Genomic DNA, 12,253 nt, shown 5'->3' with positions numbered 1-12,253 from the left:
GCGTCTCACCGGTGGTGGTCTGCTTCAGGCCCATGACGGCGATGATGTCGCCGGCGCCCACCGAGTCGATCTCCTCACGCTTGTTCGCGTGCATGCGGTAGATCTTGCCGATGCGCTCCTTCTTGCCCTTCACGGCGTTCAGCACCGAGGTGCCGGACTCCAGGCGGCCCGAGTAGACCCGGACGAAGGTGAGCTTGCCGAGGTGCGGGTCCGACATGATCTTGAACGCGAGCGCGGCGAGCGGCTCGTCGTCCGAGGCCTTGCGGGAGATCTTGACCGTGTCGTCACCGGGCTTGGTGCCCTCGATGGACTCGATGTCCAGCGGCGACGGCAGGTACTTGACGACCGCGTCGAGCAGGGGCTGAACGCCCTTGTTCTTGAACGCGGTACCGCAGAAGATCGGGGTGAAGTCCGAGTTCAGCGTGCCCTTGCGGATCGCGTCCTGGAGCAGCTCGACCGGGATCTCGGCCTCTTCGAGGGCGAGCTCCATGATCTCGTCGCTCACGTTGGAGACGGTGTCGATCAGCTGGGTGCGGTACTCGTCCGCCTGCTCCTGCAGCTCGGCCGGGATGTCGACGATGTCGTACATCTCACCCTTGGCCGCCTCGGCGGACCAGACCAGCGCCTTCATGCGGACCAGGTCGACAACGCCCTGGAAGTCCGCCTCGGCACCGATCGGGAGCTGCATGACCAGCGGGGTGGCGCCGAGGCGGTCCACGATGGTCTGCACGCAGAAGAAGAAGTTGGCGCCCGTGCGGTCCAGCTTGTTGATGAAGCAGATGCGCGGGACGCCGTAGCGGTCAGCCTGCCGCCACACGGTCTCGGACTGGGGCTCGACACCGGCGACACCGTCGAACACCGTCACGGCACCGTCGAGCACGCGCAGCGAACGCTCCACCTCGACGGTGAAGTCGACGTGGCCCGGGGTGTCGATGATGTTGATGGTGTTGGCGACGTCGTCGACCGTCCAGTGACAGGTGGTCGCGGCCGACGTGATCGTGATGCCGCGCTCCTGCTCCTGCTCCATCCAGTCCATGGTGGCAGCGCCATCGTGGACCTCACCGATCTTGTACGAGACACCGGTGTAGAACAGGATCCGCTCGGTGGTGGTGGTCTTGCCCGCGTCGATGTGCGCCATGATCCCGATGTTGCGGACCCTGGCGAGGTCAAGGGAGGTTGCAGCCATGGTGGCTCGTTCTCTCTCTGTCTAGTGACGGGGTACGGACTACCAGCGGTAGTGCGCGAAGGCCTTGTTGGACTCGGCCATCTTGTGGGTGTCCTCGCGACGCTTCACGGAAGCGCCCAGGCCGTTGCTGGCGTCGAGGATCTCGTTCATCAGGCGCTCGGTCATGGTCTTCTCGCGACGGGCGCGCGAGTAGCCGACCATCCAGCGCAGCGCCAGGGTGCTGGCGCGGCCCGGACGGACCTCGACCGGAACCTGGTAGGTCGCGCCACCGACACGGCGGGACTTGACCTCGAGGGCCGGCTTGACGTTCTCCAGCGCACGCTTCAGCGCGACGACCGGGTCCGAGCCGGTCTTCTCACGGACGCCCTCAAGGGCGCCGTAGACGATCCGCTCGGCGGTGGAGCGCTTGCCGTGCAGCAGGATCTTGTTGACCAGCTGGGTGACGACAGGGGAGCCGTAGACCGGGTCGATGATGACCGGGCGCTTCGGGGCGGGGCCCTTACGAGGCATTCTTACTTCTCCTTCTTGGCGCCGTAGCGGCTGCGAGCCTGCTTGCGGTTCTTGACACCCTGGGTGTCGAGCGAACCGCGGATGATCTTGTAGCGGACACCAGGAAGGTCCTTCACACGACCACCGCGCACCAGCACGATGGAGTGCTCCTGCAGGTTGTGGCCCTCGCCCGGAATGTAAGCGGTGACCTCGATCCCGCTGGTGAGGCGCACACGGGCGACCTTACGAAGCGCCGAGTTCGGCTTCTTCGGGGTGGTCGTGTACACACGCGTGCAGACCCCACGGCGCTGCGGGGAACCCTTCAGCGCGGGAGTCTTGTTCTTCTCGACCTTGTCCTGCCGGCCCTTTCGGACCAGCTGCTGGATCGTAGGCACCGTTTCTCCGTTTTCTGTGTGCCAAGGCTTGGTGAAACTAACCTGCGGTGTTCCCTGCACACACAGCCGCGTGGTCGACCCACGCGGTCGGGTGTGTTGGGCTATTCCGACACGGAATCCCATGAGCTGATGTACAGCGGCGGCGCTCTACGCTCGGGGCACTGGAAAGCGCTCCGGCTCGGCGCGGCGGCCGGTGTGCATGCACGCACAAGGACCCGGGGACACCCCAGGCACAAGGTCAGAGCGTACCTAGCGCATCGGGCTCGGTCAAAACAAATGCAACGCCGCAGGTCGTGGCCGTCGGCCGGGTGTCGCCGGGATGTCCCGCACGCGGCCGCCCGGTGTCGGACCCTCCTCCTGCCGCTCTACCACATCGCGGGAACCGTCGCCACCGGAGCGGCCTCCGGCCGCCCCGCGGGCGGTCAGCCGCCGAAGAGCACCACCATCACGCCGAGCAGCATCCAGAACGCGATCGACAGCCAGCCGAAGACCAGGCCGGTGACGGCCATGCCGTCGCCCTCCTCGTTCCGCTCCTGCACCTGCCGGCGGCCGATGTGGCCGGTGATCACGGCCGGCAGCCCGAGCATGCCCCCGGTCGGGACGCACAGCAGGCCGAGCACCAGCGAGGTCACCGCCACCGCGTTGGTCCGGCGCTGCGGCGGGAGCGGCTGCGGGATCAGGAACGTCGGCGGCACGACCGGCCCCGCGACGTGCGCCGGGGCCACCATCGGCCCGGACGGCAGGTCGGCCACCAGCTGGGCGAGCTGCCCGTAGGTCTGCGCGGTGCTGGCCGCCGTGAACCGGTCGCCGTACTCGTCCGCCGTGAGCCGCCCCTCGGCGAAGGCCGCCTTCAACACGTCCACCGTCCGCTCGCGGTCGGCGTGCGCGGCACGCATCGCCGCCTGCGCCGAGACGGCAGGCTGGCGCCCCCCGGCCCCGTACCCCGGTTCGCCCCACGGCTGAACGGCCATCCGCCACCTCCCGGCGCCCCTGCGTGCATCGGCACGCCCACTGGTCCTCATAGTGCAGGACGAACGGGGGCCCTGAGTAGTTGCCACCTTCCGGTTATTCGACTCCGCCCCTGCACGGGCCCGGCCGGACCCGGCCCCGCCTCACCCGTTCGGCCCAGACACGCCCGGAACGTCCGTACACGGGACAGGGCCGCCCGGACGGTGGCAGGCTGTCGTCGGACCGATGTCGATCATGGAACGATCATGGACCCGACCGCCCGCCCACCAGCAGAGAGGGCCACCATGCAGGCGTCAGCGCCGCCGCCGTCCCCCGCCCCCGACTCCCCCGTTCCCCCGGCCGCTCCCTCCGCCGTCTCCGTCCGGGGGCTGTGGAAGCACTTCGGCAGCCAGGCCGCGGTGGCCGGGCTCAGCCTGGAGCTGCCGACCGGGGCGTTCATCGGGCTGGTCGGCCCGAACGGCGCCGGCAAGACCACCACCCTGTCGATGGCCACCGGTCTGCTCCGCCCCGACCAGGGCACCGTCCTGATCCACGGCGCCGACGTCTGGGCCGACCCGGTCGCGGCCAAGTCCCGGATCGGCATCCTCCCCGAGGGCCTGCGGATGTTCGAGCGCCTCAGCGGCCGCGAACTGCTGCAGTACAACGGCCGGCTGCGCGGCCTGCCCGGCGCCGAGGTCGACCGCCGGGCCGAGGAACTGCTCGCCGTGCTCGACCTGACCGGCCACGCCGACAAGCTGGTCGCCGACTACTCCACCGGCATGCGCAAGAAGATCGGCCTCGCCTCCGCACTGCTGCACAACCCGGACGTGCTCTTCCTCGACGAGCCCTTCGAGGGCGTCGACCCGGTCTCCGCCCAGACCATCCGCGGCGTGCTCAAGCGGTACGCGGCGGCCGGCTCCACGGTCGTCTTCTCCAGCCACGTGATGGAGCTGGTCGAGCAGCTCTGCGACTGGGTCGCCGTGATCAGCGCCGGCCAGGTCATCGCCCACGGCCCGCTCGACGCCGTCCGCGGCGGGCGCAGCCTGCACGAGGCGTTCCTCGACCTCATCGGCGTCCGCGAGGACGACGGCCGGTCCCTCGACTGGCTCGGCGGGGGCGAGCGGTGAGCTCCTCCCCCGCAGCCGTCCCCGCCGCCGTCCCCGCCGCCCCGTCCGTCCGGGGCGGCGTGCCCGACGACCGGACGGTGGTCCGGACCCTCGTCTCGCTCAAGCTCCGGCTGCTCCGCAACGGCCTGCGCCGCAGCCGCGGCCGGGCCGCCCTGTACGTCGTCGGCGCCGTCCTCGGCGTGCTCTTCGCCGCCGGGATCGCGGTCGCCTTCGCCCTGCTCGACCGCCCCACCGAGGCCGGCTCGGCCGGCGACGCGGGTGTCGTCCTCGCCGGCGCGCTCGCCCTCGGCTGGGCCGCGATCCCGCTGTTCCTGTTCTCCAGCGACGAGAGCGCCGACCCGACCCGGCTCACCATGCTCCCGCTGCGGCCCGCCCCGCTGCTGCGCGGCTCGGTGCTGGCCTCACTGATCGGGCCCGGCCCGCTGGTCAGCCTGATCCTGCTCACCGGGGCCGCGCTCTCCGGCGCCGACGGCATGGCGTCGGCGGTGGCCGGTGCGGTCGGCGTCCCGCTGGCCGTACTCACCGTGGTCGTGCTGTCCCGCTCGGTCGCGGCCGGGAACGCCCGGCTGCTCTCCAGCCGGCGCGGCAAGGACTTCGCCATCTTCGGCGGGCTGCTCTTCGCCCTGCTGGTGCAGATCGCCAACGTCGGTTCGCAGAGCGTCTTCGGCAAGGCCGGCGAGCACGGCCTCGACCTCAGCCCGCTGGCCCCGGTCGCCTCGGTGCTGCGCTGGGTGCCGCCGGTCGGCGCCGTCGACGCGGCCCGCACGGCAGGCGAGGGCCGGTACGGCCTGTCGCTGCTCCAGCTGGCGGCGACCGCCGGCCTGCTGGTGCTGCTGCTGCGCTGGTGGCGCTCCAGCCTCCAGCAGCTGATGGTCACCGCCGACGCCTCCACCCTGGAGGTGGTGCGCGGCGTCCAGGGTGCGCGCGGCGCGCGCTTCCTCCCGGGCGGCCGGGTCGGCGCGGTGATGCAGCGTCACCTGCGGTACGCCTGGCGGGAGCCGCGGGCGAAGGCCGCCGTCTTCACCAGCATCGGCATGACCCTGGTGATCTGCGTGCTGTCGGTGGTCCAGGGCTGGGCGACGGTCTACCTGGTGGCGATGGCCGGGATGTTCCTCGGTCTGCAGATGCTCAACCTGTTCGGCATGGACGGGTCGGCGTTCTGGATGGTCGCCGCCACCCTGCTCACCCCGGACGACGCCCGGGACGAGCTGCGCGGCCGGGCCTTCGCCGTCCTCTCCTACGCCGTCCCGATCACCCTCGTGCTCGCGCCGGCCCTGGCGGCGGTCAGCGGCGACTGGGCCGGCCTGCCGGCGGCCACCGGCGTGGCCTTCGCCCTGCTCGGAAGCGGCATCGCGATCGGCGCCGTACTCAGCGTGCTCGCGCCGTACACCATGCCCGCCGACAACAACCCGATGCGCAACGCGGCGCCCGGCCAGGGCGGGCTGGTGATGGTCAACAGCTTCGGTTCGATCTTCGGCAGCGCCCTCCTCGCCTCCCCGGTCGCGGGCTACCTCGGCTGGGCGCTGGCCGCCGACGGCCCGACCTGGCCCGTCCTCCTGGTCGGACCCGCCTACGGCGCCCTCGTCGCCGCCCTCGGCCTGCGCCTCGCCGCCGGCCGCCTGCTGGAACGCCTCCCGGAGATCCTCGCCAAGACCGTCGAGCGCTGACGCCCGTCCCCCGGCGGCCCCTGCTCCGCGCAGGGGCCGCCGGGGTCGTTCCCCGCCGACGGTGGCCGGCCGGGCGGGCCCGTCGTTGTCGGCGCCGCTCCGGCATCATGGGCAAGGGTGCGGACCGCATCAGACGTGGGACGAGAGCGGGAGCACCGTGGGCAAGCGCAGGCAACCGGGCGGAACCGCGGCGGACGGCGGTGCCGGGGCACTGTTGGAGCGGGCGGTGGCGACCGTGGTCACGGCGCCCGAGGACGGCCTCGACCTCGCGCTGGACACCGGGGCCTCCCTGCTGGCGGCCTCCGCCGGCCAGTGGCCGGCGGTGAGCCGGGCGGTGCTCGGGTACGCGGACACGTCCGTCGGCCGGTGCTGGTCGGCGGGCTGGCGCCCGGCCGACCTGGCCCGCGTGGTCCGGCGGGAGCTGAAGCCGGTGCACCTGGCGCTGGCGGTGGACCTGATCTCCGCCGAGGGGCGCCGCCACGCCGCGGCCGCACCGGACCGGCGCTGGCAGGAGCAGCTGCGCGAGCTGGAGACGGCGGCCTGGTGGCCGGACGACGAGCGGTACCTGGAGGCCTTCGCGCAGCGTCACCGGCTGGACCGGTTCGCGCTCGCCACCGCCGTACTGGAGCTGCTGCGGATCTGGGGCCGGCTGCCGCCGATCGCCCCGGTCGGGCCGGTCCCGGGGCAGGTCGGGTACGCCGTCCGGCGGGAGCGGCCCGGACCGGTGACCGGCGAGCCGCGGATGCTGTCGCGGATCCGGGCGCTGCTGGCGAAGGCCGAGTCCACCGAGTACCCGGAGGAGGCCGAGGCGCTGACCGCCAAGGCCCAGCAGCTGATGGCGCAGCACAGCATCGACGAAGCGCTGCTGGCCGTCGACGGTGCGGACCGCAACGCCCCGGGGGCCCTGCGGATCGGGGTGGACAACCCCTACGAGGTCCCGAAGACGATGCTGCTGGACGCCGTGGCGGCGGCCAACCGGTGCCGGGTGGTGTGGGCGAAGGAGTTCGGCTTCTGCACCCTGATCGGCTTCGACGCGGACCTCGACGGCGTGGAGCTGCTGTACACCTCGCTGCTGGTGCAGGCCACCCACGCGATGCAGAAGGCGGGCTCCCGGCAGCACCTGGACGGCGCCTCGCGCACCAAGGCGTTCCGGCAGTCCTTCCTGGTGGCGTACGCGGCGCGGATCCGCGAGCGGCTGACCGAGGCGACCGAGCGGGCGACCAGCGACGCGGCGGCCGGCCGGCACCTGCGGGCGGACGGCACCGAGGAGCAGCTCGTGCCGGACGAGCGGCTGCTGCCCGCGCTGGCGGCCCGTTCGGCGGCGGTGGACCAGGAGGTGGGCCGGATGTTCCCGAAGCTGGTCTCGCAGCGGGTCCGGGTGAGCGACGGCGAGGGCTGGGCGGCGGGCCGGGCCGCCGCGGACCGGGCGGCGCTGCACGGCCGGGCCGGGGAGATCCGGGGCTGACCGGACGGGCCCTGATAGAACGGACACCGGCCCGGGCACGGCCCGGCGCGGGCACCACCCGCGGTGGGCGGCGCACGCGGTGGGCGCCGCACGCGGTGGACGGCGACGAGCGAGGGGGACGACGGTGACGGTGGGCGAACAGCCGGGGTTCCGGGACCGGGTGCGCGGAGCGCTGGTCGGCGGGGCGATCGGGGACGCGCTGGGCTGGCCGGTGGAGTTCCTGCGGCTGTACCAGATCCGTGAGCGGTACGGCCCGGCCGGGGTGACCGGCCTGCCGGGCGGCGGCCTGGTCGCCGAGGTGACCGACGACACCCAGATGACGCTGTTCACCGCCGAGGGCCTGATCCGCGGTTTCGTCCGGGGCTGGTCGGGCGGTGGCGGTTCGGTGCCGGAGGCCGTGCACGGCGCGTACCGGCGGTGGCTGCTGACCCAGCAGCAGGGCGCGCCGGACCGGAGCCCGCTCGCCCGCCCGTACGACGGCTGGCTGCTGCGCGAGCCGTTCCTGTACGCGCGGCGGGCCCCGGGTGACGCCTGTCTGACCGGGATGAAGTACCACCCGTCCTTCGAGGCGCCGGCCGCGCTGGGGCAGCCGGGGCCGATCAACGCGCACTCCAAGGGGTGCGGCACGGTGATGCGGTCGGCGCCGTTCGGGCTGGCCCGGCTGGGTGCCGAGCAGTCGTTCGGGCTGGCCGCGCAGTGCGCGCAGCTGACCCACGGGCATCCGACCGGCTACCTGGCGGCCGGCGCGTTCGCGTCGCTGGTGGAGCGGCTGGCGGCCGGGGTGGAGCCGTGGGCGGCGGTCGGCGAGGTCGTGGAGCAGACCCGGGAGTGGCCGGCGTCCAAGGAGACGGTCCAGGCGCTGGCCCGGGCGGTGCGGGTGGCCGAGGAGGCCGAACCGTCGGCGGAGGCGGTGGAGCGGGTCGGGCTGGGCTGGATCGCCGAGGAGTGCCTGGCGATCGCGGTGTACTGCCTGCTGGCGGGGACCTCCGGTCCGGAGCCGGCCCGGACGGCGCTGCTGCTGTCGGTCAACCACTCGGGGGACAGCGACTCCACGGGTGCGGTCTGCGGCAACCTGGTCGGTGCGGCGTACGGCGCCTCGGCGCTGTCGACGGACTGGACGGAGGCGGTGGAGGGCCGGGAGACGCTGCTGCGGGTGGCGGACGACCTGCTGGTGCTGTTCGGCAGCCGCGAACCGGGCCACCCGGCCCTCGGGGACCGCTACCCGGCCTGGTGAGCCGGGGCCGCGCGGGCGGCGCCGGGGGCCCGGGGGGCCGTGCTCACTTGGCCTGCGGGTCGGTGACCTGGCCGAGGAAGAGCGGCCGGCCGGTGGCGGTGTCCCGGATCAGGAAGAGGAACGGCCGGTCGATGTGCAGCTGCACCGGGTCCTTCGGCATCGGCGCGGCCATCGCCTCGACGCCGACCCCGCTGCCGGCCGCCGCGACGGTGCCCTCCTCGTCGACCTGGACGGTGGCCTTCTGCACCACCGTGCCGACCCTGAGCGGCTCGGTCGCGCCCGCGCCGGGGATGCCGGAGAGGTCGGCACCCGGCTCGAACGCGGCCTTGACGCCGAGCGCCTGGAGGGTGGGCTTCAGCTCGTTGGCCGTGTCGAAGTGGAACTTCGGGAGGGTCAGGTCGACGGTCCGCTCGTCGAGCGAGCCCAGGATCATCTCCAACCCGGCCTGGTCCAGGCCCTTGCGGAAGGCCGCGAAGCCGCCCTGCGCGGGCACCACCAGGTCCATCGCCAGCGTGCCGCCCGCGTAGGGGAGTTCGACGGCCTGCCAGGGCTCCCCGAGGATGCCGCCGGAGCCCTCGGCGTAGCGGAGCGAGCCGCTCTGCCCCATGGTGGGGACGGCCGGCGCGGACCCGTCGAGGCGGTGGAACGGCCGGTCCGTGGTGCGCCCGGCCTTGAACGGGGTGGCCCACTCGGCCTTGAGGTAGAGCGCGTCGGTGAGCGCGAGCCGGGTGTCGGGGTTGATCGACCCCTGGCCGAAGAGGTCCTTGACGCGGCCCTCGGTGGCCTTCTCCACGGCGGAGTTGACGGTCTTCCGGGCGCCCTCCGGGTCCTTGCGGAAGTCGGCGGTGTGCACCCCGGCGCCGAAGGCCGCGGCCAGCACGCCCAGGTACCGCTGGTCGAGCGGGAAGTCCCGCTGGGCCCAGACGTCGTCCGCCTGCTTGAGCACCAGCCCGTCCTTGGCCGGGACGGGACGGTTCAGGGCGCCGGTGGCGAGCGCGTACTGCTGCGGGGTGAGTTCGGTGTGCAGCGCCTTGGCGAGCTCGTCGGCGGTGGTGCCGCGGGTGCCGGGCAGCAGCATGGCGAGCGCGGTGGCCAGGCCGGACGGCGAGAGCACCAGGTTGCGGCCGGTCTCGGCGGGGTCGGCGGTGAGGGCGTGCAGCAGGTCCAGCCCGAAGGCGCCGGTGGCGGCGGCGGTCGCGGCGACCTGGGCGGGATCGGCCGGTGGCAGCGACTCGGGGGAGGAGGCGCGGATCACGACCTGGCCGCCGCCTCCGGTGGAGCCGCAGCCGGCGAGCAGTGCCGTGCAGCAGAGCAGGAACACCGCCGGGCGGCGGGTACGGACGGACATGACTGGCCTCGTCCCCTGGGTCGGCGGCGCGGGCCGGTGCCCGCGCCTCGGTGCCGGTTCGACGCGGCGGGGCCCGAGGCGGTTCCACGGGCCCCGCCGGCCGCGGGGCCGGGATCAGTCCCAGAGCGCGCCGAACTCCAGCAGTTCGTCCCGGTGCTCGATCCGCTCCACCCACTCGGCGGGCCACGCGTCCGCGCCCAGGTGCGCCCCGGCGAAGGCGCCGGCCAGGCAGGCGATCGAGTCGGAGTCCCCCGAGGAGTAGGCGCCCCGGCGGACGGCGGCCACCGGGTCGTCCGGCAGCAGCAGGAAGCAGAGCAGCCCGGTGGCGAGCGCCTCCTCGGCGATCCAGCCCTCGCCGGTGGCCAGGCACGGGTCGGCCTCGACGTCGGGTGCGGCCAGCGCGGCGGTGAGCCGGTCGAGGACGGCCAGGCAGTCGTCCCAGCCGCGGGCGATGAACGCCTCCGGGGTGCTGTCCTGGGCGTGGTCGGCGAGGTCGCCGAGCCAGGACCGGTCGTACCGGGTGCGGTTGGCCAGCGCGTACGCGCGCAGCACGGCGGGCAGGCCGGCCGGCGGCAGGCCCTCGGCGAGCTTGCGGACGGCGAAGGCGGTGAGGTCGCTGGCGGCCAGCGCGGTGGGGTGGCCGTGGGTGAGCCCGGACTGGAGCTGGGCGGCGCCGGCCAGTTGGGCCGGCGCCAGCTCGCGGATCAGGCCGAGCGGAGCGACCCGCATGTTGGCGCCACAGCCCTTGGAACCGGTGTCGCTCGCGCTCTGCCACCGGCGGCCGGGCGTGCTGAGCCGCGCGCAGGAGGCCAGGCAGGTGTTGCCGGGGGCACGGTTGTTGTCCGGCGAACGCCACCAGTCGAGGAACTCCTGGCGCACCGGCGGCTCCAGCCGGGCCGCGGTGAGCGGACCGGTCTCCAGGGCGGTCCGCAGGCCGCGGGCCAGCGCGAGCGTCATCTGGGTGTCGTCGGTGATCAGCGCCCGGCCCGGCAGGGGGAGTTCCCGCCAGTCGGGCCACTGCCGGGCGATCTGCTCGACGTCCTCGAACTCGGTCGGCCTGCCCATCGCGTCGCCGATCGCCAGCCCCAGCAGCGCGCCCGTCGCCTTGCCCCTGCCCACGATGCACTCCCCCTCGCCCGGCCCCCGGCCGAACCGTCAGACCTCGACCAGCAGTTCCTTGAGCCCGCGGATCACGTAGCCCGGGCGCCACTCGGGCTCGCGGACCAGCCGCAGGCCCGGCGCCCGGCGCAGCAGCTCGCCGTACGACTCGGTGAGCTCCAGTCTGGCAAGCGGGGCGCCCAGGCAGAAGTGGATTCCGGCGCCGAACGTGATGTGCGGGTTGTCGGCGCGGCCGAGGTCGAGCCGGTCCGGGTCGGCGAACCGCTCCGGGTCGCGGTTGGCCGAGCCGAAGAGCAGGGCGACCTCCGAGCCGCGCGGGACGGTGACCCCGCGCACCTCGACGTCCTCCAGCACCCAGCGCTCGAACATCTGCAGCGGGGTGTCCCAGCGCATCAGCTCCTCGACGGCGGTGGGCAGCAGCCCGTCGACGTCGGCGCGCAGCCGGGCCAGTTCCCCGGGGTTGCGGAACAGCGCCCACCAGCCGTTGCCGGTGGTGTTGACGGTGGCCTCGTGGCCGGCGTTGAGCAGCAGCACGCAGGTGGAGATCATCTCCTGCTCGCTGAGCGCGTCCGAGCCCTCCTGGGCGTGGATCAGCGCGCTGATCAGGTCGGTGCCGGGGGCGGCGCGGCGTTCGCGGATCAGGGCGCGCAGGTAGTCGGAGAACTCGACGCTCGCGGTGACGGCCCGGCGGGCGGCCTCCTCGGTGGGGTTGAGTTCGAACATGCCGGTGATGTCGGCGGACCACGGGCGCAGCAGGTGCCGGTCGGCCTCGGGGACACCGAGCATCTCGGCGATCACCGCGACCGGCAGCGGTTCGGCGACGGCTCCGATCAGGTCGCCGCCGCCGGCCGCGAGCAGGCCGTCCACCAGTTCGCCGGCGAGCCGCCGGACGGTCGGGCGGAGCCCCTCGACCATGCGCGGGGTGAAGGCCTTGGAGACCAGCCGGCGGATCCGGGTGTGGTCGGGCGCCTCCAGGTCGAGCAGGCCGTTGTCGTTGAGGGTGTGGAACGGCTCGTGGGCCGGGTCGGGCAGGGGCCGCCCGAACTCCTCGTGGCTGAAGCGATGGGTGTACGTCCGGCCGAGCCGGCGGTCCCGCAGCAGGGCGCTGACGTCCTCGTACCGCGAGACCAGCCACTGCCCGGTCGGCTCGTAGTACGTGACCGGGGCCTGCTCGCGCAGGTCGGCGTAGGCGTCGTACGGGTGGGCCACGAACTCCGTCGACCAGGGGTCGAACTTCGGTGTCGTCGTCATCGGTCGATCACTCCAGGCCGTGAG

At 73.5% G+C, this 12,253-nt stretch carries 11 protein-coding genes; 4 read left to right on the top strand and 7 right to left on the bottom strand.

Translation table 11 applies throughout. The features are described 5' to 3' along the window. The 4 genes from ACFWOG_RS18980 to ACFWOG_RS18965 all read right to left on the bottom strand — a co-directional run. Positions 1–1,186: elongation factor G (locus ACFWOG_RS18980; RefSeq protein WP_380359739.1), on the bottom strand; the 1,186-nt coding region annotated here is incomplete at its 3' end. A 39-nt stretch (positions 1,187–1,225) separates the two neighbouring features. Further along, positions 1,226–1,696 (bottom strand): 30S ribosomal protein S7, encoded by a 471-nt coding sequence (gene rpsG / locus ACFWOG_RS18975; protein ID WP_148644378.1) that lies wholly within the window; start codon positions 1,694–1,696, stop codon positions 1,226–1,228. Positions 1,697–1,698: 2 nt separating this feature from the next. Next, positions 1,699–2,070 carry a 30S ribosomal protein S12 gene (gene rpsL / locus ACFWOG_RS18970; RefSeq protein ID WP_014144289.1) on the bottom strand — a complete coding sequence of 124 codons (372 nt, stop codon included), beginning with the start codon at positions 2,068–2,070 and terminating at the stop codon, positions 1,699–1,701. Positions 2,071–2,492: 422 nt separating this feature from the next. Next, the gene (locus tag ACFWOG_RS18965; protein ID WP_329950384.1) at positions 2,493–3,041 is read right to left on the bottom strand and encodes a DUF1707 and DUF4190 domain-containing protein; all 549 of its coding nucleotides are present in this window, start codon (positions 3,039–3,041) and stop codon (positions 2,493–2,495) included. 282 nt (positions 3,042–3,323) lie between these two features. Between ACFWOG_RS18965 and ACFWOG_RS18960 the strand changes: the two genes are divergently transcribed. The 4 genes from ACFWOG_RS18960 to ACFWOG_RS18945 all read left to right on the top strand — a co-directional run bounded on the left by ACFWOG_RS18960 (position 3,324) and on the right by ACFWOG_RS18945 (position 8,511). Next, positions 3,324–4,145 carry an ABC transporter ATP-binding protein gene (locus ACFWOG_RS18960; protein WP_329885735.1) on the top strand — a complete coding sequence of 274 codons (822 nt, stop codon included), beginning with the start codon at positions 3,324–3,326 and terminating at the stop codon, positions 4,143–4,145. Then, the gene (locus ACFWOG_RS18955; RefSeq protein WP_380359737.1) at positions 4,142–5,812 is read left to right on the top strand and encodes a transporter; all 1,671 of its coding nucleotides are present in this window, start codon (positions 4,142–4,144) and stop codon (positions 5,810–5,812) included. Before ACFWOG_RS18960 ends, ACFWOG_RS18955 begins: the two co-directional genes overlap by 4 nt. A gap of 157 nt (positions 5,813–5,969) precedes the next feature. Next, on the top strand, positions 5,970–7,277 hold the full coding sequence (locus ACFWOG_RS18950; RefSeq protein WP_380359735.1) for a DUF2786 domain-containing protein: 1,308 nt from the start codon (positions 5,970–5,972) through the stop codon (positions 7,275–7,277). A gap of 124 nt (positions 7,278–7,401) precedes the next feature. Further along, the gene (locus ACFWOG_RS18945; protein WP_329950381.1) at positions 7,402–8,511 is read left to right on the top strand and encodes an ADP-ribosylglycohydrolase family protein; all 1,110 of its coding nucleotides are present in this window, start codon (positions 7,402–7,404) and stop codon (positions 8,509–8,511) included. A gap of 43 nt (positions 8,512–8,554) precedes the next feature. Here ACFWOG_RS18945 and ACFWOG_RS18940 read toward each other — a convergent pair whose 3' ends face one another. From ACFWOG_RS18940 to ACFWOG_RS18930, 3 genes are all read right to left on the bottom strand, one after another. Next, the gene (locus ACFWOG_RS18940) at positions 8,555–9,859 is read right to left on the bottom strand and encodes a serpin family protein (protein ID WP_380359733.1); all 1,305 of its coding nucleotides are present in this window, start codon (positions 9,857–9,859) and stop codon (positions 8,555–8,557) included. A gap of 114 nt (positions 9,860–9,973) precedes the next feature. After that, positions 9,974–10,978 (bottom strand): ADP-ribosylglycohydrolase family protein, encoded by a 1,005-nt coding sequence (locus ACFWOG_RS18935; RefSeq protein WP_380359731.1) that lies wholly within the window; start codon positions 10,976–10,978, stop codon positions 9,974–9,976. Between the two features lie 36 nt (positions 10,979–11,014). After that, on the bottom strand, positions 11,015–12,229 hold the full coding sequence (locus ACFWOG_RS18930) for a cytochrome P450 (RefSeq protein WP_380359729.1): 1,215 nt from the start codon (positions 12,227–12,229) through the stop codon (positions 11,015–11,017). Positions 12,230–12,253 lie beyond the last annotated feature (24 nt).

The sequence above is a fragment of the Kitasatospora sp. NPDC058406 genome, assembly GCF_042722765.1.
In the GTDB taxonomy this organism is placed as follows: domain Bacteria; phylum Actinomycetota; class Actinomycetes; order Streptomycetales; family Streptomycetaceae; genus Kitasatospora.
The sequence above is the reverse complement of the archived record's forward strand: the minus strand, read 5'-3'. Positions and strand labels throughout refer to the sequence as shown.